At 51.4% G+C, this 23,798-nt stretch carries 21 protein-coding genes; 9 read left to right on the top strand and 12 right to left on the bottom strand.

The features are described 5' to 3' along the window. Positions 1 to 108: 108 nt before the first annotated feature. Together B5D63_RS27595 and B5D63_RS27590 are read right to left on the bottom strand one after the other, a co-directional pair. Positions 109 to 762: an alpha/beta hydrolase gene (locus B5D63_RS27595; RefSeq protein ID WP_078672090.1), complete on the bottom strand. Its 654-nt coding sequence runs from the start codon at positions 760 to 762 to the stop codon at positions 109 to 111. 12 nt (positions 763 to 774) lie between these two features. Continuing rightward, the gene (locus tag B5D63_RS27590) at positions 775 to 1,959 is read right to left on the bottom strand and encodes a sigma-54-dependent transcriptional regulator (protein WP_078672089.1); all 1,185 of its coding nucleotides are present in this window, start codon (positions 1,957 to 1,959) and stop codon (positions 775 to 777) included. Between the two features lie 282 nt (positions 1,960 to 2,241). Here B5D63_RS27590 and B5D63_RS27585 point away from each other — a divergent pair, with 282 nt between their 5' ends. Both B5D63_RS27585 and cysM read left to right on the top strand, forming a co-directional pair. Further along, positions 2,242 to 3,054, top strand: a complete 813-nt coding sequence (locus tag B5D63_RS27585) for a serine O-acetyltransferase (protein WP_078672088.1) — start codon at positions 2,242 to 2,244, stop codon at positions 3,052 to 3,054. Between the two features lie 9 nt (positions 3,055 to 3,063). Beyond that, positions 3,064 to 3,936: a cysteine synthase CysM gene (cysM, locus tag B5D63_RS27580; protein WP_078672087.1), complete on the top strand. Its 873-nt coding sequence runs from the start codon at positions 3,064 to 3,066 to the stop codon at positions 3,934 to 3,936. Between the two features lie 151 nt (positions 3,937 to 4,087). On the opposite strand, the gene B5D63_RS27575 is transcribed toward cysM, so the two are convergent. Then, positions 4,088 to 5,071 carry a pyruvate dehydrogenase complex E1 component subunit beta gene (locus tag B5D63_RS27575; protein WP_078672086.1) on the bottom strand — a complete coding sequence of 328 codons (984 nt, stop codon included), beginning with the start codon at positions 5,069 to 5,071 and terminating at the stop codon, positions 4,088 to 4,090. A gap of 238 nt (positions 5,072 to 5,309) precedes the next feature. Here B5D63_RS27575 and B5D63_RS27570 point away from each other — a divergent pair, with 238 nt between their 5' ends. Further along, on the top strand, positions 5,310 to 5,930 hold the full coding sequence (locus B5D63_RS27570; protein ID WP_078672085.1) for a hypothetical protein: 621 nt from the start codon (positions 5,310 to 5,312) through the stop codon (positions 5,928 to 5,930). 88 nt (positions 5,931 to 6,018) lie between these two features. On the opposite strand, the gene B5D63_RS27565 is transcribed toward B5D63_RS27570, so the two are convergent. Beyond that, a complete protein-coding gene (locus B5D63_RS27565) occupies positions 6,019 to 7,191 on the bottom strand; it encodes an acetyl-CoA C-acyltransferase (protein ID WP_078672365.1) in 1,173 nt (390 codons plus the stop codon). 257 nt (positions 7,192 to 7,448) lie between these two features. On the opposite strand from B5D63_RS27565, the gene dnaG reads away from it, so the two are divergent. Further along, positions 7,449 to 9,422, top strand: a complete 1,974-nt coding sequence (gene dnaG, locus B5D63_RS27560; protein WP_078672364.1) for a DNA primase — start codon at positions 7,449 to 7,451, stop codon at positions 9,420 to 9,422. A 3-nt stretch (positions 9,423 to 9,425) separates the two neighbouring features. Here the strand turns inward: dnaG and B5D63_RS27555 are convergent, their stop codons facing one another. Continuing rightward, positions 9,426 to 9,920 carry a dihydrofolate reductase gene (locus B5D63_RS27555; RefSeq protein ID WP_078672084.1) on the bottom strand — a complete coding sequence of 165 codons (495 nt, stop codon included), beginning with the start codon at positions 9,918 to 9,920 and terminating at the stop codon, positions 9,426 to 9,428. Position 9,921: 1 nt separating this feature from the next. Continuing rightward, positions 9,922 to 10,743, bottom strand: a complete 822-nt coding sequence (locus tag B5D63_RS27550; RefSeq protein ID WP_078672083.1) for a thymidylate synthase — start codon at positions 10,741 to 10,743, stop codon at positions 9,922 to 9,924. Positions 10,744 to 10,808: 65 nt separating this feature from the next. On the opposite strand from B5D63_RS27550, the gene B5D63_RS35165 reads away from it, so the two are divergent. The 3 genes from B5D63_RS35165 (at position 10,809) to B5D63_RS27540 (ending at position 15,408) form a co-directional block, all read left to right on the top strand. Then, positions 10,809 to 10,964, top strand: coding sequence for a hypothetical protein (locus B5D63_RS35165; protein ID WP_159456194.1), 156 nt, complete (start codon positions 10,809 to 10,811; stop codon positions 10,962 to 10,964). A 107-nt stretch (positions 10,965 to 11,071) separates the two neighbouring features. Next, a complete protein-coding gene (locus B5D63_RS27545) occupies positions 11,072 to 14,065 on the top strand; it encodes a SusC/RagA family TonB-linked outer membrane protein (RefSeq protein ID WP_078672082.1) in 2,994 nt (997 codons plus the stop codon). 29 nt (positions 14,066 to 14,094) lie between these two features. Beyond that, positions 14,095 to 15,408 carry a RagB/SusD family nutrient uptake outer membrane protein gene (locus tag B5D63_RS27540; protein WP_078672081.1) on the top strand — a complete coding sequence of 438 codons (1,314 nt, stop codon included), beginning with the start codon at positions 14,095 to 14,097 and terminating at the stop codon, positions 15,406 to 15,408. Positions 15,409 to 15,496: 88 nt separating this feature from the next. On the opposite strand, the gene B5D63_RS27535 is transcribed toward B5D63_RS27540, so the two are convergent. Continuing rightward, entirely contained in the window at positions 15,497 to 16,675 is a 1,179-nt protein-coding gene (locus B5D63_RS27535; protein ID WP_078672080.1) for a proline dehydrogenase family protein, read from the bottom strand. Positions 16,676 to 16,993: 318 nt separating this feature from the next. Between B5D63_RS27535 and B5D63_RS27530 the strand changes: the two genes are divergently transcribed. After that, complete coding sequence (locus B5D63_RS27530) at positions 16,994 to 17,788, top strand: FecR family protein (RefSeq protein WP_078672079.1); 795 nt, start codon at positions 16,994 to 16,996, stop codon at positions 17,786 to 17,788. A gap of 141 nt (positions 17,789 to 17,929) precedes the next feature. Continuing rightward, positions 17,930 to 18,775: a dienelactone hydrolase family protein gene (locus tag B5D63_RS27525; RefSeq protein ID WP_078672078.1), complete on the top strand. Its 846-nt coding sequence runs from the start codon at positions 17,930 to 17,932 to the stop codon at positions 18,773 to 18,775. Positions 18,776 to 18,891: 116 nt separating this feature from the next. On the opposite strand, the gene B5D63_RS27520 is transcribed toward B5D63_RS27525, so the two are convergent. From B5D63_RS27520 to B5D63_RS27500, 5 genes are all read right to left on the bottom strand, one after another. Beyond that, on the bottom strand, positions 18,892 to 19,917 hold the full coding sequence (locus B5D63_RS27520; protein ID WP_078672077.1) for a sugar phosphate isomerase/epimerase family protein: 1,026 nt from the start codon (positions 19,915 to 19,917) through the stop codon (positions 18,892 to 18,894). A gap of 132 nt (positions 19,918 to 20,049) precedes the next feature. Next, positions 20,050 to 20,925: an alpha/beta hydrolase gene (locus B5D63_RS27515; RefSeq protein ID WP_078672076.1), complete on the bottom strand. Its 876-nt coding sequence runs from the start codon at positions 20,923 to 20,925 to the stop codon at positions 20,050 to 20,052. 58 nt (positions 20,926 to 20,983) lie between these two features. Continuing rightward, the gene (locus B5D63_RS27510) at positions 20,984 to 21,574 is read right to left on the bottom strand and encodes a TetR/AcrR family transcriptional regulator (protein ID WP_078672075.1); all 591 of its coding nucleotides are present in this window, start codon (positions 21,572 to 21,574) and stop codon (positions 20,984 to 20,986) included. A gap of 274 nt (positions 21,575 to 21,848) precedes the next feature. After that, the gene (locus B5D63_RS27505) at positions 21,849 to 22,556 is read right to left on the bottom strand and encodes a LytR/AlgR family response regulator transcription factor (RefSeq protein ID WP_078672074.1); all 708 of its coding nucleotides are present in this window, start codon (positions 22,554 to 22,556) and stop codon (positions 21,849 to 21,851) included. A gap of 32 nt (positions 22,557 to 22,588) precedes the next feature. Then, positions 22,589 to 23,794, bottom strand: a complete 1,206-nt coding sequence (locus B5D63_RS27500) for a DUF4407 domain-containing protein (protein ID WP_159456193.1) — start codon at positions 23,792 to 23,794, stop codon at positions 22,589 to 22,591. Positions 23,795 to 23,798: the final 4 nt, after the last annotated feature.

The following is a 23,798-nucleotide window of genomic DNA, read 5'->3' as shown; positions in this document are numbered from 1 at the left end:
AGCGGAGATCAATTCGAATTGATCTCCGCTCCTTTGCTTTCTCTGCTCGCTTATATGATCTTTGCGCTCTTTGCTGCTTTGCGTGCTTTGCGTGAACTCCGCGTGCCGCTACCCGAGCAGCGTTTCACCCAATATCCGGTTCATCTCGGCGGCGCGGTTGAGCACCATAAAATGGCCACCGTCGGGGATCACATGGGTAGGCTTTACAAAACGGATGGGGAAAGGCATGTCTTTTCCCCCGTGAATATGTACCAGGTGGGGAGGTATGATGTCATTTTTCCAGTGCAGGATCGTGTTGACCGCCCATCGGGTGTAGGTGAAGTCTTTTTTGGAGAGATATTCCCTGACCAGCTGTCCTTCTGCTTTCGTTTCGATGTTGAGGAACTTTTTCACCACCATGCCCCGCTGCCGGTAGAGGATGGCGTCGGGCAGCTGGTGGAGGCGGAGCCTGCGTGCCCAGTTGTAATACGGCGGCTTTTCGGCTGTATGTTTAATGCTGGACACGAGGATATTTTGTGCAATGGGCCGCACACGGGCGATCTCCAGGCTCATGATACCGCCAAAAGATACGCCCAGTAAAGAAATGGGCCCATCGGCCGTGATGCCTTCCGCCATACGGGAGGCATAACTGCTGATGGGCTCATCGGGAAGCGGTGGTATCCACTTCAGGTGATGTATGTCATAGCCGGCCGGGAAACGCAGGTTGTCGAAGATGCGTTCGTCGGCCCCGAGGCCGCTGATGAGATACAGATGTCTGGGCATATGGTTTCAGATTCAGGAACCTGCTTTTTTTCTTTCGCGGACGGGCACGACAAAGTCTTCCACATCTTCTGTGGTGATGGTTTTACCGGAGAGGATCACCAGTCTTTCCACCACGTTGCGCAGTTCACGGATATTACCGGACCAGTTGTGGTTTTGCAGTGCTTTCATGGCCTCTTTGTCAATGCCTTTGCGGGCGATACCGTACTCGCTGCATACAGCGTCGAGGAAGTTATCTACCAGCAGCGGCACGTCGTCGCGGCGGTCGTTGAGGGACGCCACGTGGATGAGGATCACACTCAGGCGGTGGTAGAGGTCGAGGCGGAAGTTTTTCTCTTCCACTTCCTTCAGCAGGTCTTTGTTGGTAGCGGCCACCACGCGCACGTCGACACTGATTTCCTTGTCGCCCCCCACGCGGGTGATCTTTCCTTCCTGCAGGGCACGGAGCACTTTGGCTTGTGCGCTGAGGCTCATATCGCCGATTTCGTCCAGGAAAAGGGTACCGCCGCTGGCCTGTTCAAATTTGCCGATGCGTTGTTTTACCGCGGAAGTAAAAGAGCCTTTTTCATGACCGAAAAGTTCGCTTTCTATCAGTTCGCTGGGGATGGCGGCGCAGTTCACTTCCACCATAGGGCCGGAGGCGCGGTTACTGCGTTCATGGAGCCATCGGGCCACCAGTTCCTTTCCTACGCCGTTTTCCCCGGTGATCAATACACGGGCGTCGGTAGGCGCCACTTTTTCGATCGTTTCCCGGATTTTCAGGATGGGAGCGGAATCGCCGATCATTTCCGGTACCTTGTTCACCTTGCGGCGCAGGGTTTTGGTTTCTGTCACCAGCTTGGTTTTATCCATTGCGTTGCGCAGGGTGATCAGGAGGCGGTTCAGGTCCGGCGGTTTGGAGATATAATCATAAGCGCCTTTTTTCACAGCGTCAACAGCGGTGTCGATATTACCGTGGCCGGACACCATGATAATAGGCACGTCCTGGTTAATTTCCCGGGCTTTCTCCAGGAATTCCAGGCCATCCATTTTAGGCATTTTGATATCACACAATACGGCATCGTATTGTTTTGCCTGGAACATTTTAAATCCTTCCAAGCCGTCCGCAGCCTCTTCTACCTTATAGCCTTCATAGCTCAGAATTTCAGTGAGTGTTTTACGGATGCTTTTTTCGTCGTCAATAATTAAAATGTTAGCCATAGCGATTGTTGAGATTTATAATACCGGTATAGTCCGGTAGTAATCAGCGCCAAAAATAACGGAGATTTAGGTATTTTTTGATTTTGTTATTTAGATATTTAAAATGCAGCGAAGAATAACTGCATTAAATATATGTAAATTAACATACCTTTTTCTCCGCTGCATTTTAAATATCTAAATAACAAAATTTGAAAATCCCTGAATGAAAAGTCTACTAACTTTACGGGGAATATGAGTAATTTTAGCATACAAACGAATACAGATCTGTAATTCCTTCCGCATATGAGCGATTTTTTGGAAGAACTGGCGCGAAGACACCAACTGGCTGCCGCAAATGCTTATCCCGCCACAAGTGTTGTAAGTGATTTTGCCAATAGTCTGATTAATTGGTTATTCCCCGAACATACCGGCCAGGTGATGGCCGACCCCGTACTGTTGAAAGAGTACGGCCGCAAGCTGGAGAAACAGCTGGAGACTTTGCTGCTGCCGATGCAGCATCAGTTGCCCGAAGAAGCGGGCCATATCAGCCGCGCTTTTATGAGCAGGGTGCCTCTGATATATGATGAGCTGACCAAAGACGCGAACGCCATTTTCCAGGGCGACCCGGCGGCTACCTGTCTGTATGAGGTGATCCGCGCCTACCCCGGGTTCTACGCCATCGCGTTTTACCGGATGGCCCACGCCCTGTATGAGCTGAAGATCCCGCTGCTGCCCAGGATGATCACGGAGCTGGCGCATGCCCGCACCGGTATCGACATACACCCGGGAGCAGTGATAGCCCCGTTCTTCTGTATAGACCATGGCACCGGCATCGTCATCGGGGAAACGACCGTTATCGGCCAGCACGTAAAGCTGTACCAGGGCGTCACCCTCGGCGCGCTGAGTATTGAAAAAACCATGGCGCGCAGCAAGCGGCATCCTACCATTGAAGAACATGTGGTGATTTATGCCGGCGCCACCATCCTGGGCGGCGATACCGTTATCGGCCACCATAGCGTTATCGGTGGTAACGTATGGCTGATACGGAGCGTAGAGCCTTTTTCCCGCATCTATTACAAAGCGGAGCATAAATACCTGGAGAGCAATCACGAATAACTACCGACTATGGCGACAATACTGGACCTCGTTGGCAATACGCCAATGGTGGAATTACAACGAATCCCGGAGAACCCGGATGTTAAAATCTATGCTAAACTGGAGGGTACCAATCCCGGCGGCAGTGTAAAAGACCGCGCAGCCTATGGTATGATCAAAGGGGCGCTGGACAGGGGCGAGATCCGCAGCGGCACCCGCCTGATAGAAGCTACCAGCGGCAATACCGGCATAGCACTGGCAATGATTGCCAATTTATTCGGCATCGAGATAGACCTGGTCATGCCGGCAGACTCCACCCTCGAGCGGGTGCAGACCATGCAGGCTTACGGCGCCAGGGTGATATTGGAAGAATCCATGGAGGCTTCTATCGACTTCGCCAACGCACAGGTGGCCAAAGGCGGCTACGTGATGCTGAACCAGTTTGCCAACCCCGATAACTACGGGATGCACTATAAAACCACCGGGCCGGAAATCTGGCGGGACACGGCCGGCGAGATCACCCATTTCGTGAGCGCCATGGGCACCACGGGTACCATTATGGGCGTATCCCGGTACCTCAAGGAACAGAACCCGGCGGTACAGATTGTGGGCTGCCAGCCTACCGACGGTTCCAAAATACCCGGTATCCGCAAATGGCCGGAGGCCTATCTCCCTAAAATATTCGATAAATCGCGGGTGGACATGACATTGGACATCTCCGAACAGGAGGCAAGAGAAATGACAAAAAGGCTGGCGAAAGAAGAGGCTATTTTCTGCGGCATGAGCAGCGGCGGCGCTATGGCGGCGGCCCTGCGCCTTTCAAAGGAACTGACCAGCGGTGTGATCGTGGGTATTATCTGCGACCGGGGCGACCGCTACCTGTCGAGTGACCTTTTTGCATGATCTTGGGATTTACGATTTTTGGATTTACGATTTTTGGATTTATAAAAAGCGAAGACCTGAGCGACATATGTTTGCTCAGGTCTTCGCTTTTTATAAATACCAAAATTTTTACATTTCAAAATCCGTAAATTTTGAAATCCATAAACCCCGGTTATTTCTTCATATACATTACTTCTTTCACCAGTTTCACGGTACGCTCTACATCCGGCATGTACAGTTTCACCAGGTTGGGTGCGTAGTGCATGGGAGCATCAGGAGCAGTGATACGGCGGATAGGTGCATCGAGGTAGTCGAAGCCTTCTTTCTGGATGCGGTAAGCGATTTCAGAAGAAACGCTGGAGAACGGCCATTGTTCTTCCACGATCACGAGGCGGTTGGTTTTCTTTACAGACTCGAGGATGGTGAACCAGTCCAGCGGACGGATCGTACGCAGGTCGATCACTTCCGCTTCGATACCTTCTTTAGCCAGTTCTTCCGCAGCACCCAGGGCCACTTTCATCATTTTATTGAAAGAAACGATGGTCACGTCTTTACCGGCACGTTTGATATCAGCTTTACCGATCGGGATGATGTATTCCTCTTCCGGTACTTCGCCCATATCGCCGTACATCACTTCACTTTCCATGAAAACAACCGGATCGTCGTCGCGGATAGCCGCTTTGAGCAAACCTTTAGCATCGTATGGATTGGAAACGGAGATCACTTTCAGGCCGGGGATGTTGGCATAGTAGCTTTCGAAAGCGGTAGAGTGCTGAGCGCCCAGCTGACCGGCAGAACCGTTAGGTCCGCGGAAAACGATCGGACAGCCAACCTGGCCACCACTCATGGCGAGCATTTTGGAAGCCGTATTCAGGATCTGGTCTAAAGCCAGTGTTGCGAAGTTCCAGGTCATAAATTCCACTACCGGGCGAAGGCCGTTCTGCGCAGCACCAACGCCAATGGCAGCAAATCCAAGTTCAGCGATCGGGGTGTCGATCACACGTTTTGGACCAAACTCATCGAGCATTCCCTGGCTCACTTTATAAGCACCATTGTATTCGGCTACTTCCTCCCCCATCAGTAATACCCGTTCATCACGGCGAAATTCCTCCTGCAGGGCTTCTCTTAAGGCTTGTCTGAAAGCTATCTGACGCATGCTATTCTTAATAAAGTTTGAAAGTTTAAGTGCCTGATTGTCGTAAGGCAGGGCAAAAATATTGTTTGTTGACGAAAAAGCAAAGGATTAATAATTAATATGACAGCCCGCCAATAATATTTACTTATTTTATTATTTTTATATTTAATAATTTTATTATGCATATTTTCAGAATTTCGGAGTAAGAGCGGAGTGATCCAATTCCAAAAATTTCAAAATAAACAAATAATTAAATGACATGGTGACCCTGACCATCCTTGCCATCTGTTTTCTGACAGCTGTCTCCTGTAAAATCAAGAAGATAAAATCGCCGGTAGCACTGGCCCTTACCTGGTACATTCACCTCATTTTCCTGTTCTTTTCGGTCGTCTGTCTGCTGCTGATGATCAACGGGTACGGGTTTAAAGGCATACAGACAGAAAGGGTGTTCTTCACGCTCTATGCCGGCAGCGGCATGGTGCTGTATGGCCTGAGCCAACCCGGTACCGACGCCCGCTATGCCTACCTGACGGTGCTCTTCGGGTTTCCGTTTGTACTGTTGCTGGGGCTGATCATCCCTCCCCTGCGCATCCTCACGCTGGTGGCTACGCTTACCCTGCTGTCTGACAGTGACTTTCACCGCTACACGATCGACGAGGACCATGCCCTGCAAAGCAAAACCAGCGGCATCCTGTCAGCGACGCCTACCTATAGCATGGTGACGGACAAATACTGGCTGTTTGAAGAAATTACGCCTGATGTGATAACTCCCCAACGCGCCGTGAGTAACCTGCGCATGAAGAAAAAAGGGGCTGACAGCGTATACTTACAATGGGGTTACGGCAAGATGCGGAAAGATACGCTGCTGGAACTGGAATAATTTTTTGATTTTCGATTTTTTGATGTTGAAATTTCGGGAGATGTCCGCAAAATCTCAACATCAAAAAATCGGAAATCAAAAAACACTATTATGCTTTTTCGATGATCATCGCGCTGGCGCCGCCGCCGCCATTACAGATAGCAGCCAGGCCATAACGGGCATTATTTTCATGCAGGATGGAATTGAGCGTTACCACGATCCTCGCGCCGCTGCAACCGATCGGGTGCCCCATAGACACCGCGCCGCCCCACACATTCACTTTTTCCAGCGGCATGTTCAGGTCTTTGGCATTGGCAATAGGCACGCAGGAGAAAGCTTCATTCACCTCCGCGAAATCCATATCGGAAATTTTCAGGTTGGCCTTGGCCAGCGCTTTCTCAGCGGCTTTCACCGGCGTGGTGGTAAACCATTCCGGCGCCTGGTTAGCATCGGCGAAGCTGATAATTTTAGCCAGCGGCTTCAGGCCCAGCTCTTTCAGCTTCTCTCCGCTCACCAGCACCACGGCAGCAGCGCCGTCGTTGATGTTGGAGGCATTGGCCGCCGTGATGGTGCCGTCTTTCTGGAAGGTAGGTTTCAGCGTGGGCACTTTCTCGAGGATCACCTTTTTGTAATCTTCATCTTCTGATACGGTCACCACCGTTTTACCGGGCACTTCCACCGGCACCACTTCTTTTTTGTAATATCCCTTCTCCCAGGCTACCGCCGCCCGCCGATAACTTTCAACAGCGTATGCGTCCTGGTCTTCCCGCGTAATTTTATATTCGGCAGCGCAAAGTTCAGCGGCGTTGCCCATGTGGAAATCTTTGTAAGGGTCCCAGAGGCCGTCGCGGATAATAGCGTCCGTCACCGTGCCATGACCGAGCTTGTACCCGGTACGGGCCTTATCCAGGTAATAAGGCGCATTGCTCATGCTCTCCATACCACCGGCCACCACGATATCATTTTCCCCCAGCTGGATGCTCTGGGCGCCCAGCATAATGGCTTTCATACCGGAAGCGCATACCTTGTTGACACCCGTGCAAGGCACGGTATTCGGCAGACCCGCACCCAGACCGGCCTGCGTGGCAGGCGCCTGGCCCAGGTTAGCACTGAGCACGTTGCCCATGTATACTTCATTCACTTTAGCGGCATCGATCCCTGACTGCTCCAGCGCAGCTTTGATAACGGCAGAACCCAGCTTTATGGCCGAAACACCGGACAGCGTACCGTTGAAACCACCAATAGGCGTACGGACTGCGGCTACTATAAAAACTTCTTTCATCTGTTTAATTAAGATTGATTTGGCTTGTTGGATAATGTACCAAATATAAGAAAAGCAGATTTGGAAAAAACCGCAGGCGAATAACGATTTTTGAGCGAAAAACAGCAAAAACTGAAAGCTGTTTAATGTATGGCCGGGTATGGACGGTCCGCCGGCCTGAAATGCCGTCTTTTATTGAATACTTACCAATTGTTTTTGCTTCCGGTTTCCCAGCTCCGGAGAAATTACCGTATGTTTGCAGTTGCATCGATCAGACCGTGATATCTCAGCAATCCATACAACAGATCCTCAGCCGCATTGACATTGTGGAGATCGTGGGTTCTTTTGTGAAACTGAAAAAACGGGGCGCCAATTACATGGGGCTTTGTCCGTTTCACAACGAGAAATCCCCGTCCTTCACCGTATCTCCCAGCAAGGAGATCTACAAATGTTTTGGTTGTGGTAAAAGTGGCAACGCCATCAGCTTTGTCATGGAGCATGAGAAGTACTCTTATGTAGAAGCCATCAAATGGCTGGCGCAGAAGTACCAGGTAGAGATCGAAGAAACGGAAGTGAGCCCCGAGCTGCGGCAGCATCAGCTGATGTCTGACAGCCTGTTCATTATCAACAGCTTCGCCCGGGAGTATTTCACTGATACCCTGTTTAACTCGGAAGAGGGGCAGAACGTAGGGGTCAGCTATTTTGAGGAGCGCGGTTTTACGGAAGAGACGATCCGCAAATTCCAGCTGGGGTACTGCCTCAATACGCGCGACGCCTTCGCCCAGACAGCGCTCGCCAAAGGCTATAACCTGGAGTATCTCCAGAAAACGGGCCTGGTCACCATCCGCAATGAGCAACCGGCCGACAACTACCGTGGCAGGGTTATCTTCCCGATCCATAACCAGTCAGGCAAGATCCTCGGCTTCGGCGCCCGTATCCTGGTCAAATCTGACCGTGCGCCCAAATACATCAACTCTCCCGAAAACGAGATATACGTCAAGAGCCGGGTGCTGTACGGTACCTATTTCGCGCGGCATGCCATTGACAAACTCAATGAATGCCTGCTCGTGGAAGGATATACCGACGTGATCTCCCTGCATCAGGCAGGGGTGGAAAACGTGGTGGCCTCCAGCGGTACCTCCCTCACGCAGGACCAGCTGCGGCTCATTAAAAAATACACCAACAACCTCACCATCATCTACGATGGCGACAGCGCCGGTATCAAGGCGGCGCTGCGCGGCCTCGACATGGCCGTAGAGGAAAGCCTCAACGTAAAGCTGGTACTGCTGCCGGATAAAGAAGACCCGGACAGTTACGTGCAGCGCATCGGCGCCGCTGCTTTCCGTACGTTCATCGAAGAGAACAAACAGGACTTCGTGCTGTTCAAGCTGCAGCTGAGCATGCAGGAAGCCGGCAACGACAGTAATAAAAAATCGCAGCTGGTCAATGAGATCGCGGAAACCATTTCCAAGATCGACAAAGCAGAAGATTTTACCCGGCAGCAGGACTATATCCGCCAGTGCAGCCAGTTGCTCAGGATCGACGAGCAGGGTCTGGTGGCGCTGGTCAACAAGTTCATCCGCGAAAGACTGGTCAAACGTGAGCAGGCCAACGCCCGCAACACACCGGCGCCGTCCGAACAGGACGATGTGCTCAGCGAAGAGGCCATCGCCGCTATGGAGGCCGCCGAAACCGGCGTTTCCATTGCATCGCTGCTCAACAGAGATGAAAAGCAGGAGAAGGAGCTGGTGAAAATATTGCTTCGTTTTGGCGACAAGCCTTTCAGTGAAGAAGAGAACAGTACGGTGGCCGATTATGTTTTCCACCTGCCCTATGACTTTGAATCGCTGGCCGACAGTGAGATGGTGAAACGTATCCTGCGGGAGTACAAACAGTTGTACGATGAAGGCAGTCTGCCTGATAAAAAATGGTTCCTCTACCACCAGGACCCGGACATGAGCAAGTATATCGCGCTGATACTGGAAGATAAAGAAGCGGAATTAAGTACTAACTGGAAGGAGCGGTTCGAGATTGATACCGTTTATGGAGACAATGCCTACCTGAAAGACACCATATCTACCACCAACTATCTGATCCTCCGGAAGATCAAGAAGCTGATCACGGAAAACCAGGACGAAGCGGAGAGAGCCACCGACATGGAACAGGTGATGCGCTGCCTGGAGATGCAGGTGCACCTGAAAGCCCTGGAGAAAGAGCTCACCCAGGGCCTCGGTACCGTTATTTTCAAATAAATTTTATTGGTTGCGTTCCCATACCTGGAAGGAGAAGGCATGGTCATTCTTTTCATCCGCCTCATGGCGTTCGTCGCTGACCAGCGTCCATTCGCTGCCGTGTATGGCGGGGAAAAACGCGTCTCCCGGCACAACGGCGTATACCCGTGTGAGGTAGATACGGTCTACCAGGTGCCAGGCCTGCTCAAATATCTGGGAACCGCCGGTGACGAAGAGCTCATCCCCTTCGAAGGTGTTGGCTTTGCCGATAGCCTCGTCGATGGAAGATACCACGTACACGCCGTCCGGCTGGAAATCCGTTTGCCGGGTGATGACGATGTTCGGCCTTCCGGGCAGCGGCTTACGCAGCGATTCGAACGTTTTTCTTCCCATGACAATGGGTTTGCCCAGCGTAGTACTTTTAAAGTACTTCAGGTCTGTTGACAGGCGCCAGGGCAACTGATTGTTGATGCCGATCACATTGTTTTCGGATGCGGCCACTATAATGGATACCCTCATATCAGATCGCTACGGGTGCTTTGATAGCAGGATGGAACTGGTAGTTTTCCAATTCGAAATCCTCAAATTTAAAGGCGAACAGGTCTTTCACTTCCGGATTTATTTTCATGACCGGCAGCGGGAACGGTGTTCTGCCCAGCTGCAGCTGCGCTTGCTCCATATGGTTGCTGTACAGGTGTACGTCGCCGAAGGTATGGATAAAGTCGCCCGCATCGAGGTCGCATACCTGCGCCATCATCATGGTCAGCAGCGCGTAGGAAGCGATATTGAAAGGTACGCCGAGGAATACGTCAGCGCTGCGCTGATAGAGCTGGCAGCTGAGTTTGCCCCTGGTTTCCCCTTTGGAAGCGTCGGGAGGTGTCACATAAAACTGGAAGAGGCAGTGGCAGGGGCTGAGCGCCATTTTAGACAGGTCGCCCACATTCCAGGCATTCACGATGATACGGCGGGAGTCCGGGTTCTTTTTAATCGTGTCTACCGCGATGCTGATCTGGTCGATCACCTCCCCGGAGGTGGTTTCCCAACTGCGCCACTGTTTACCGTACACGGGGCCCAGGTCGCCGTTTTTATCTGCCCATTCATCCCATATGCTGACGTTATGTTCTTTCAGCCAGGCAATATTGGTATCGCCTTTCAGGAACCATAACAGCTCATATATAATGGATTTCAGATGTAACTTTTTGGTAGTCACCAACGGAAATCCTTCGCTGAGGTTGAACCTCATCTGGTATCCGAAGCAGCTGGTGGTACCGGTGCCGGTGCGGTCGGTTTTAACAGCGCCTTCTTTAATAATATGTTGTAATAAAGTGAGATATTGTTCCATAATCAGGCGGCAAGTTACGAGAAAAATATAACCTAAATAAGTCAAATAAAAAAGTCAAAGTCAGGTTGAATTTTCGTAAACTGGCGTCCAAAATAGCCAGAAGTTACAACAGCATTTTTACAGGAAACTACGAAGACTACGAAGACCACGAAGACCACTGCCGGACGGCGCGACACGATATTGAAAAGCCTGATACAAGCCACCCGGTAGCAGACAGATGATAAGATTCAACCAAAATCAAATTTGAACGCCATATTTCCCCATTTACCAAAATCTTAATTACGCTAACGTGATTACGCCATCATTTTAATCTAAACCAATTCGTGCTATGCTTCTACCAAAATCCAGCATGCTGGTGCTGCTTTGCTTATGCAGTACTCTTGCCTTATTTGCGCAACAGAACATTTCGGGCAGGATCAAAGATGCCACCAATGGCAATGCCATTCCCGGCGCTACCGTGCGCGTGCCCAACAGCAACAAGGGTACTATTACGGACGTAGACGGTAAATACATGATCAGCGTGCCGGCATCAGTGTCCCGGCTGATTGTGAGTTATACCGGTTACAAAACGCAGACCGTGTCTATCCCTCCCGGCGCCACCACCCTGAACGTTTCACTCGAAGAGGATTTCGCCCGGCTGGACGAGATCGTGGTGACGGGTTTGGCGACCAATATCAAACGAAGTAACCTGGCCAATGCCGTGGCCACCATTTCAGGCAAGGAACTGAATGGCGTGGCGCCGGCCCAAACTTTTGACGCCGCCCTCAGTGGTAAAGTGCCCGGCGCGCTGATCACCGCCAACTCCGGCGCGCCCGGCGGCGGTATCTCCGTAAAGCTGCGCGGTATCACCTCTGTTTTCGGCAACTCTCAGCCGCTGTATGTGGTGGATGGTATCTTCTTCAACAACAGCAGCATCCCCGCCGGCCTCAATGATGTGACCGGCGCCGCTACTTCCGGCAACCCCAACAACCAGGACAACCCCTCCAGCCGTATTGCGGACCTCAACCCGGAAGACATTGAGAACATAGAAGTACTCAAAGGCGCTTCTGCCGCCGCCTTGTATGGCGCCAAAGCAGCAGCAGGCGTAATCGTGATCACCACCAAAAAAGGGAAATCGGGTAAAACCAAAGTCACCGTCAACCAGGAAGTGGGCTTCGCTAAAGTACGCCACCTGGTAGGCGTAAGGAAATTTACCGCCGAAACAGCCGCCGACCTGGGAGGCAGCGCCGCCAGCGCCGATCCGGATGTGATCGCCGCCCGTGCCGCCATGAAAGCCCAGTTCGAAGCTGCACAGGCTGCCGGCAAAATCTATGACTACGAGAAAGAGATCTTCGGCGAGACCGGCCTCATTCTCAATACCGGCGTATCCCTCAGCGGCGGGTCGGAAAAAACCACGTTCTACCTGGCAGGCAACCGCAGGCAGGAACAGGGTATCGTTAAAAACACCGGCTATTTCAACAACTCATTCCGTCTGAATATCAATCACCAGATAAATGATCGTTTGTCCGTCAGCGTTACCACCAACTATATCAACTCCTCCTCAGACAGAGGTCTTGGCAACAACGATAACAACGGCGTATCTCTCGGCGTAGCCCTTTCCACCACACCAGGCTTTGTGGAACTGCATCCCAATTCCCTCGGTGAATATCCGCGTAACGCATTCGCTGCCTCCAACCCGATAGAAACACGCGACAAAATGATCAACAACGAAGGCGTGAACCGCTTCGTAGGTGGCGGCAACATCGAATACCGCCTCCAGCAAAGCGAACGTTCCACCACCAAAGTGGCTGTGAGGGCAGGTGTGGACTACTTCAACCTGAAAACCATAGCAGTATTCCCGCGCGACCTGCAGTTTGAGGAGAAAGCCCAGCAAGGCCATTCCATCCAGGGTAATACCAATAACATCAACACCAACATCCTGGGTTTTGTGGCCAATACCTGGACCCCGCATGAAAAACTTAGTCTCACCAGCACCGCCGGCGCCACACTGGAAACAGGCTACATGGACAACATCGTGACGGTAGCCACCAACCTTGTGTCCGGCCAGACCAACCTCGATGCCAGCGGTAATACCGCCACCCGACAGTTCCGGCAGAAATACCGGGACAACGGTATTTTTGTGCAGGAAGACCTCTCCCTGATGGACGCCTTCACCATCAGCGCCGGCGTGCGTTTTGACCGTTCCACCAACAACGGCGACTATCTTAAATACTACGTGTTCCCCAAAGGCGCTTTCTCCTGGAACATCAGCAAAATGCCCTTCTGGCATGTGGATAAAGTAGATAACCTGAAAGTACGCATCGCCTACGGCCAGTCCGGCAACGTACCGCCTTACGGCAGTAAATTCACCGGCATGCTGGGCAGCAATATCGGCGGGTTCCCCGGGGTACTGGTAGATAACCTGCTGGGTAACCCGGACATCAAACCGGAAAGACAGTCAGAGCTGGAAACCGGTCTCGATATCAGCATCCTCAACGGCCGTGTGTCACTGGAAGCTACCTACTATAATAAACGTATTTACGACGTATTGTTAAGACACGCTATCCCCTCCTCTACCGGCTACGCCACAGAGTGGAAGAACAGCGGCGACCTTACCAACAGCGGCGTGGAACTGGGTCTGACCGTTATCCCTGTTAATACCAGCAATTTTAAATGGACCTCCAATATCAACTGGTGGCGGAACCGTTCCAAAATGACCAAGCTGCTGATTCCGCCTTACGCCATTGGTGCATTTGGCGCCTCACTGGGTACTTTCTACCTGGAAGAAGGTCAACCGGTTACCCAGATCAAAGGTATTGTGGACAATCAACTGAAACTGATCGGTAATTCAGAACCGAAGTTCCAGATGAGCTTTTATAATGATCTGACATTCCTCAAAAACTTCTCGCTGCGTTTCCTCATTCACTGGAAAAAAGGCGGAGACAACATCAACCTGAGCCAGTTGCTGAACGACGGCGGCGCTACTTCTCCTGACTATGACGATATGATCAACGGGGTGAAGTTAGGTGCATACAGGCCCGGCGCCGGTGCAGGCGTATACCTGCAGGACGCTTCCTATGTGCGTATCCGTGAGATCGGCTTGTATTATAATGTTCCGCTGAAGAATACCAAAACGGTGAAAGGTATCCGGCTGGGCGTTTCCGCCAATAACTTTTTCACCTGGACAAAATATGTGGGATATGATCCGGAAGTGTCCAACTTCGGCAGCAACACCATTACCACTGCGCAAAGCCGCGGTAGTAACGGTTTGTCTACCGGCGTGGACGTAATGCCTTTCCCGTCCAACAAAAGGGCCAGCTTCCACATAGGCGTCGACTTCTGATCATTATCTGACTATCAAAACTGAAACAAATGAAAAAGCTTATTATATGCCTGTCCGGCGCCCTGCTCGCGCTAAGCGCCTGCCAGAAAGGAGAAATCAACAGTCTGAATACGCCGGTGGTGGGCGGCATTGTGGTCAACCCCAGCCGCAGCGACCTTTTTAACCTCGTTACCGGCGCCGAATCCGGGCTGCGTAACAATGCCGGCACCTATCTCGATGGCGTAGGTGTAATGGGCCGGGAGCAATACCGTTTCTCCGGCTCCGAACCCCGCTGGACCACCGATATGCTTGGCGGCGGTTCCAAACAACTGGACAACAACACTTTCTACATTACTAACCCATTTGCTGCCCGTTACCAGGTGGCCCGTCAGTGTTTTATCCTCATGCAGGCGCTGAAAACCACCCGTACCGAAGTGGCCAGCGACGCACAGAAAAAAGCTTTTCAGGGTTTCGCAGAAACACTGATCGGTTACCAGTTGCTGATGAACATCAACATGACCGATTCCAACGGCGCCAGGATCCCGGTAGCAGACAATGCCAACCTGGGCCCTATTATCACTAACCCGGGCACCGTACTGGATTCCGTCTTAAAATACCTGGATGCCGGCAAAGCAAGCCTCACCGGTGCTGATGTGCTTTTTCCGCTCTCCGACGGGTTCAAAGATTTCAAGACGGCTGCCGGTCTGCTGAAATTCAACCGTGCTATCGCTGCAAGGGTACACATTTACCGTAAAAACTGGGCCGCCGCGCTGACCGCCCTGAATGAATCGTTCTTCGATCTGAACGGTTCTTTCACCATGGGGATATACAGCACCTACTCTACCAATGGCGGCGACCAGATCAACCCTATGTACCTGCAGCCTAATGCCACCGGGGAAGTAAGGGTGGCACATCCATCATTTGCCGCAGATATTCTTCCCGGCGATAACCGCCTTAACACCAAAACGGCGCTCCGTAATGCCGCGGTGAGCAGCGTGGGCCTTACCGGCAACCGCGACCTGACGATCTGGCCTACGCTGAGCAGCCCCATCTCCATCATCCGGAATGAGGAGCTGGTGCTGATCTACGCCGAAGCCAAAATACAGCTCAACCAAATCCCTGACGCTATTGTGGCCCTCAACAGGATCAGGACCGGCCATAACCTGCCGCCTTATGCCGGCGCCGTTACACAGGACGCGCTCATCAATGAGCTGCTCTATAACCGCCGCTACTCTCTCTTCATGGAAGGCCACCGCTGGATAGATATGCGCCGGTACAAACGACTCAACCAACTCCCGGTAGACCGCCCGGGCGACGATGTCTGGTCACGGTATCCGCTGCCAATGAGCGAAACGAATCAGTAATTATTATCAAACAAAAGGGTATAAAAGCGAAAACCGCCTGATATATTATCAGACGGTTTTCGCTTTTTATCTTCTTGTTGGTGTACGATTAAATTCCTCTTCTCTTCATTTCTTTTCTTATCAGCGACAGTTCGCGGCCCATCTGACCGGCAATGGAGGTGTTTTCCTGCGCTCTGCGGATGAGGTAGGGCATCACGTCTTTCACCGGGCCGTAAGGCAGGTATTTGGTGACGGTGTAGCCGGCGTGTGCCAGGTTGAAGGTGATGTTGTCGCTCATGCCCAGCAGCTGAGAGAAGCTCACATGCGGATGGTTATGCGGAATATTTTTCTCGTCCATGGTACGGGCGGCGAGCATGCAGCTGTGCTCGTTGTGGGTACCGATGAATACGCCCAGCTTATCAAGGTTATTGAGACAGAACTGTACAGCAGCGTTGTAATCTTTGTCGGTAGCTTCTTTGCTGGGCTGGATCGGCGTCGGGTAATTATTTTCTGCCGCACGTTTGTTTTCTTTTTCCATATAGGCGCCGCGTACCAGTTTAGCGCCAAGGAGGTAACCTTCTTTTGCCGCTTTCTCCAGTGACTGCTGCAGGAAAGGATAACGATCGTGGCAGTACATCTGGAAGGTGTTGTAAACGATCACTTCGTTGCGGTTGAAGAGCGACATCATTTCGTCTGTCAGGTCGTCGACCGGTTTCTGTATCCAGGATTCTTCCGCATCGATCAGCAGGCCTACTTTATACTGCGCAGCTGCTTCTGCCACGGAATGCACACGGGAACGGACACGGACATATTCCTGCTGTTCCTGTGGGGTAAGGGTATCGCCGCGATGTACTTTTTCCAGCAGCTCAAAGCGGGCGAAACCGGTGATTTTGATGGCGATGAATGGGATATCCGGTTTGCTGGCCGCATACTGGATAGCGCGGATAAATTCCGGTACCGCGTGATCGTAGCTTTCCTCTCCTTCCATGGCTTCCACGCCATAGTCGAGCACTACGCCCACATGGTAATTTCCCAGTTGCAGCGCCGTGTGTGCTGCTTCGTCCAGGCTTTCGCCTCCGCAGAACTGGGAGAATATGGTGCTTTTGATAATGCCTTTGATCGGTAGTCTGAGTTTGAACGCCAGTGGAGTGAATACTGCGCCCATTTTCACCAGCCATGGCTTTCCAATGTTGCTGAAAAGAAAGTTGGCTTTTTTTAACGCCTTGTCGGTCTTTGCCTCGAATGCAATAGCCGTATTATCGAATGATAAAGTTAGCTGCTTTTCCATGGGGCGCAAAGTTAGGGTGCGCCTGAATTCTAAACAAAAATCATTATAATATCAGCAGATATTTTTAATAGCATAAACCGAAATTGTCTATTGCTTCTCAAAAATTGTTGCCCCTGAAAAAGTGGGCCGTTCCGCAGTGGAATTTAGTCGCCGCTACTCTATCAAATACATTTTAATTAGCATATAACATCTAAACGTAATACTGAAAAAAAATGCCCAAAGGGGGCTGGTTAGTCTCTCTGCGACTGTGAAAATCTTGCAGGGACCGGTTTATTTTACTTATTTTTAGGCTTTTCTGCAGACAAACATCCGGAAATTATGAAGAAATCCCGTACTTGGCTTTATGCATTGATTTTAGTGGCCTTAGGCGTCGTTATTCTACTGACCTGGAAATTACGGGAACCAGCATCACCGAAAACACCGGCAGAAATCGTTGCCGCGTTACAGGTACCGGGCGTGCAGTACCAGCAACACAAGGGCAAGACCGGCGTCCGTACGGAAATCATTTTGCCTGACAGCACAGAGGTGATCCTGAATTCCGCGTCCACCCTGTATGTTCCGGCCGATTATGCCTCAGGGCACCGCGCAGTAGTGCTGGACGGGGATGCTTTTTTTGAGGTGAAGCCCGGCAAAGACAGCTTTACCGTCACCAGTTCCATCCTCAAAGCCACCGTACTGGGCACCTCTTTCCGCATGCGTTCTTTTGCAGCCCAGCAGGGAGCCACCTACTATCAGCTGACAGGCACCAGCCGGGTGGGCAAATCCTATCACTCCGCTACCGATAACCAGCCTGAAGTACTGGAACGCGGGCAGATGGTGCTGGCCAACCGGGAGATAGACCTGATGGAGAAAGAAACCTATCAGCCGGAGGAACTGGAGACCTGGCTTTCAGACATCCTTAGTATCAAAAATGCCAATCCGATGGCCGTGTCCCGCACGCTGGAGGACTGGTTCGGCGTGGAAGTGGAAATGCGCGGCGATGCCTCCAAAGCCCGCATCATCACCGAAGCCCTCTATTTCAACGCCTCCCTTGAGGATGTGCTCAATGACCTTGGCAGCCAGCAGGGCTTTAAGTACAAGATTGATCGGAATAAAGTAATGCTCAACTTTTAGTATATCCCTCAACGTTATACAGGCCCGATGTACCCACATCGGGCTTTTTTTTTGCAATGCAGCAGCCTGCAGCGCCGATAAGACCCATGAGGGATTCCCGCGACATTTTTGTATTTTTAGTACAATCAAAGCGCTCCTTTTATGAAAAAGCTATCCTTACTGCTGCTGATACTGGGCAGCGCACTCGGGCTGTCGGCACAGACAGCGCCGTGTTGCCATACAGACGCCGTGACAGAATTTGCCGGGCTTGCTAACCGGGAAGACTTCCGGATGGCACACAAAGACCCTCTCCCTTACACCTACCAGGGAACAGCCGGTACCGAAGTGAGCTTTCATGCCCCCGATGGCAAAACAGCCTACGGCTTCCTGTTTAAGGCGAAAAAACCTACCGATAAATACCTGTTTGTATACCAGGAATGGTATGGGCTGAACGATTACGTAAAAAAAGAATCCGAAAAACTTTACAACGATCTCGGCGGAACGGTAAATGTATTGGCAGTGGACATGTATGATAAAGTAGTAGCCACCAACCGCGAGGAGGCGGCTAAAGCCATGCAGTCAGTCCCCCGCGAGCGATTGAAAGCGATTATGGAGGCGGCCCGCGATTATGCCGGTAAATCTGCGCAGATCGTCACCCTGGGCTGGTGTTTTGGCGGAGCGATCGCGCTGCAGTCAGCGCTGATCAATGGTGACAGGAACCTCGGCTGCGTGATGTATTACGGTATGCCGGAAAAAGATGTGAATGCGCTGAAACAGCTGCATGGGCCGGTATTAGGGCTGTTTGCCAATAAGGACAAAGGCATCAACCCACAGGTGGTGGACGAGTTTGAACAAAACATGCAAAAAGCAGGTAAAACGTTGACGGTTAAACGTTATGATGCAGAACATGCCTTTGCGAACCCCAGTAACCCGATCTACAACAGCGAAGCCACGAAAGATGCTTATTCGCATACATTGACTTTTCTGAAGAAACAATTCAAGCTATAGCCATCCGGATTTCGCAGACCGGACAAAAATAAAGACCGAAGCAAGAGATCGCTGCTTCGGTCTTTTTATTCGTTTTTATCTCCGAGAAATCAAAAAATTGTACATCCCCAAAATCTCTAAATCGCTCCAAGGCGCAGCAACAGTTCTTTTGACTTGCGCACCCCTTCTTCTTCAGACAGGCGGGTACCTTCATATTCGATACCAATAAAGCCGCCTTTATAACCGGCGTCTTTTACGATCTGCAACATGCGTTTGTAGTCGATGGTAGTTTCATTGCCGGCATCATCAAAATCGTAGGTCTTGGCGCTGACACCTTTCGCAAAAGGCATCAGTTCCGTTACCCCTTCATAGCGGTCATATTCTTCGAGGCAGGTAGTTTTGGCCCATGCTTCCGGTGTATTATTTTCCGGTTTGCTTCTCTTGATACAGAAGTTGCCCAGGTCCGGCAATGTACCACAGTTTGGCATATTCACGGTTTTCATGATGTTGCTCAGCCATTTGCCGTTGGAAGAGAAGCCGCCGTGATTTTCCACGATCACATTGATGCCATGGTCTTTTCCGAAAGCGGACAGTTTGGTCAATGATTCGATCGCCGCTTTGGCTACGTCTTCCGCTTTACCTTCGCCGGCAGCATTTACGCGGATGGCGTGGCATCCGAGGAACTGCGCCGCTTCCACCCATTTGTAGTGATTTTCCACTGCCTGCATTCTCTTTTTAGCATCGAGGTCGCCCATTTCACCTTCGCCATCGCACATGATCAGAACGCTGCGTACCCCGTTGTCGTCTGCACGTTTTTTCATGTCGGCCAGGTAAGCCTGATCTTTGGCTTTGTCTTTAAAAAACTGGTTCACGTATTCCACGCCGGTGATACCGAATTCATTTTTAGCGCGGGCTGCGAAGTCGAGGTGGTTCATTTTTCCGGCAAAGAGGGCCTGGTGGAATGACCATTCTGCCAGTGAAATTTTGAAGAACAGTTCCTTCGCTGTTTCGGTACCGGCGCCTGGTTGCGCAGTGCTGTCCTTGTCTTTTTTGGTGGACTGCCCTTCATTGCAGGCTGCCAGTACGGATGGCAGGAAACCGATGCCCATCGTGTACAGCCCCATTTGGCGCAAAAACTGACGGCGGTTGTTGATGTTACTCATATAACGTGGGTTTTTAAAATTAAGAGTGACTAAAAATATTGATTTCGGCGGGGTAAAGCAAGTTTGTTGCCAGAAATGACAAAAAAGCCCGGAGCGAATGCCCCGGGCAGTGTGGTTATGATCAGCAAACTTTCAATTGTTATTATCGAGAAACTGTATTACGCCACGGATCACCGGCTCCTGGCGCATGATGCGGAAATGCCCTTCCCCGGTGATGCGCAGCGTGCGGATGGCCGGGTATTGTTCCACAAAAGCGGTGACTTCTTTTTCATCCACCAGCGTGTCTGTGGTGTCATACGCAAAGAATATTTTCTCCGCCTTGATCTGATTGATATAGCGATGGAGGTCCATTGTTTCCAGATCGTCGCGCAGCCGTTTGTGTATCAGCCGGCGTAATGGCGGCATTACCACAGGATGTATCCGGAACAGCTGCAGTGCTTCATTAAAAAATACTGGTGCGCTGAGTGCACAGCTGAGCATGACCAGCCGGGGCACTGTTACTGTTTTGCGGGAGAGCGTCAACGCTGCGTTCAGGCCTCCCAGTGAGTGCCCGATAATAGCGTATAGCGGGCCTGTCTGCGCGATCACCTGCTCCAGTACATGTCCCCATTGCACCAGGTTGGTGCGTTTACCGTCGGAGCCGCCATGTGCCGGCGCATCATAGGAGATCACTTCATACCCCTGTTGCACCAGCGTATGGATCAGTTGTTTGAAATGGAACGGACTGCCACCCCAGCCATGTAACAGCAATATCTTTTTGTCCGAACTCCCCCAGCGGTACGTTGTAATAGTTAATGGCCGTTCATCGAAAGGGTAACGGGTAACGGTCAGCTGATGGCGTTGGGCCGTATCCCGCAGCTGCAGATGAGACGAGCGGATTTTAGTTCCGGGCGGCGTACAATACAGGCGGTAAAACAGCCGGGCGGTAAGCCCCGGAAAGGGTTTACTCATACCGGATAGCAGGAAGGCTGTCATCCGCAATGACAGCGGTAAAACCTGGTGTTGCATTTTCAGACCGATTGGTTTATTATTTGGACTAAAAAATCACTGTGGAAGATGCCTTGCATCATTTACAGTGACGTTTGATTTCCTTTCTCAAAAAATCCAGTACCACCAACATTTGCCGGTTGCTGTTCATCAGGCCGGTGACGAAAATGGCGCCTTCCAGCATAGTGAACATGAGGATGGCAAACCGGTCTTCATCCCAGTCTTTTTTAAATTCTCCGTTGTCTTTGCCCAGTTGCACCAACAGCCGGATGCGCTGCTGGAAATACTGCACCAGCTCCTGTACTTTCTTTTTCAGCACGGGATTAGTGTCATCCGCTTCAATGCCGAAATTGAGCATAGGGCAGCCGCCGGCGATATCACGGTTGAGCGGGTAACGGGCATAGTACGAAAACAGGGCCTCAAATTTTCCTATGGCCGTTGGCTCAGGCCCAGTCACCGCTTTGAGCCGTTGTTTTTCCTGCTCCGCGATGTAATCAAACACCTCCGCCACGATTTCCTCTTTGGAAGAAAAATTGCCATACAGCCCCCCTTTGGCCAACCGGGTAGCCTCCATAATATCGCTGATGGCTGTACCGGCCACCCCTTTCTGGTTAAAAATGGGCGCGGCGGTTTCGATGATGAACTGCCTCGTTCTCGCTGCTTTGCTCATAATGTTAAAATTAGACCTTTCGGTCTTATTTAACAAATAAAAATTGGGGGCTTCTTTTTATCTTGTCTTACCCTGTCCAAATTCAATCCAGCCCCGGGCCAGGACATTGTTCAAATTCGTTTTTAAGTCCGCTGGTCCGGGAAGGTGTGGAGCATTCTCAATGCGTTTTAAGCAAGGTGGTGAGGGAAGGCGCAGCTTTCTTCCTTATTCATTTTAAGTAAGACGATTGTGGAAGATGTGGACCGTCTCCCGAATCATTAATTACCCACACGCATCACCGGCCGGAGGAGCCCAGTATATTATCCACGGCGGCTCCATAGGCAGCGCCGATGGGAACGGCCACATTACGGATGTACAGCGATGCGCGGTCGGCCCGTTCTACTTTATCATTGGCTACGATATAGGAGCGATGCACACGGGTAAAAAGCGTGACAGGCAACAGGTCCATCGCTTCCTGCATAGACAGGCGGGAAATCAGCCGCCGGTCTTTCAGGATAAAATTCACGTAGTTACCTGCGCTTTCGAGGTATAGAATATCCTCCAGCATGATCTTGAACTGTTCGTAACCACTTTTCAGGAAAATGTAGGCCGGCGCGTCTTTTGGCTGAGGGCTCTGTTGTTTCAGCTGCCACAGGCTATGGGCCTTGTTACACGCTTTGATAAAACGGATCAGGGAAAACGGTTTCAGGAGGTAGTCGACCGCATCCAGCTCAAAACTTTTTACCGCATGTTCGGAATAAGCAGTGGTAAATATAGTCATGGGGGGCTGAGGCAGGCTGGCGATAAAGTCCAGGCCCGATATATCCGGCATTTTGATATCGAGAAAAAGGAGGTCCACCTTCTCCCTGCTCAGAAACTCCATGGCTTCGTAGGCGTTGGTAAAATAGCCTTTCATTTCCAGGAAAGGCACCATGGCGGCGTGATTCTTTATCACGGCCAGGGCGACTGGTTCATCATCAATTGCAATGGCGGCAAGCTTCATAACACAACATTTTCCTGTAACAAGATAGGGATTTACGATATTCTGCCGAGCAACAGATTTTTCATCTGTTGCCACAGCTGGCGATACTGCCGGTTCTCCCGGCGCTGCCAGTCTCTGACGATGGCCGCAGCTTCTTCCCGCCGCAGTTCCCGGGTACTTTCAAACACTTCGTCCACTATTTCCTTATCGGCCGTCAGTGCGGCTTCCTGGTAATGATGCAGCAGTTCTTTTCCGGCTTCGGTTTCCAGCCTTGCCGCGGTAGTTCCCTGCGCCGTAGCGCTGGCCAGCCTTTCCTCGTACTCTCCTTTGGGCATCAGTACTTTGCTCAGCAGCGGCATGATCTCTATCAGCGTGATGATAAATACGATGAGCCGGTACCGTTGCTGCAACGCGGGATGCTGATCTGTCAGTTCATGCAGGGCTTCCACCTGCGCCAGGAAACCATCCGTCAGCGTACCCTGATAGATCGTTTCCTTCAGGCTGTCGGCGCTGTGCATGGCGGCTACCTGTGCCTGCAGCTGTTGTTCCTTAGGTTCCCAGTCGTGCCGCATCAGGGCCAGCTCTTCTTCCGACTTCATATAAGCCGATTTTTTTACGCGGGCGATAGACGACTCCCCTATCCGGCCGGAACCGCCGGTACCATCGGTTTCTTTGATATAAGCGTCTTTATCAAATTTCAGTTCCCGCTCTTTCTGTTGTATCTGCTGCCGGCCGCGGTCCAGCGCCTGCTGCAGTTCCGCCCGCTGGCCGGCATTCATGGCGGTCAGCTGTTTGCGGTAAGCATCGAGCTTGCTTTGTTTGCTTAGCTCCAGTTGAGCTGTAATATCTTTTTTAAACAACATCAGCACCACTGGCTGAGATATAAAAAGCCCGATGGTAACGGCCAGCAATAAACGAAATGCCACCGGCATAAAACGCATATTACCGTTACCACGGGACATGGCTGCTATCAACGTCCTGTCGATCGACAGGATGGCGAAACCGAAGAATAACGCCAACGCCAGCACGATCATATCATCTTTTACAATGGTGGAGAAAAAATATCCCCAGGCGATGGTGGCAAACATCCAGGTGACGAAAACAGAGAGGCCAATGATACGGTACCGTTCCCGTTCCGTTCTGCATACTGCCAGGACATCGGCATCGGCAGCCGCCAGCCACCACAGGAAGCGGGTGATCCCGTCCGGCGCCGGCAGCGGTTTAACATCTTCTTTCGTGTTTGTGTCTTTCTTTAACATCAAA

The sequence above is a fragment of the Chitinophaga eiseniae genome (assembly GCF_900167135.1).
Lineage (GTDB): Bacteria > Bacteroidota > Bacteroidia > Chitinophagales > Chitinophagaceae > Chitinophaga > Chitinophaga eiseniae.
This window is presented reverse-complemented; position numbering and strand designations above follow the sequence as displayed.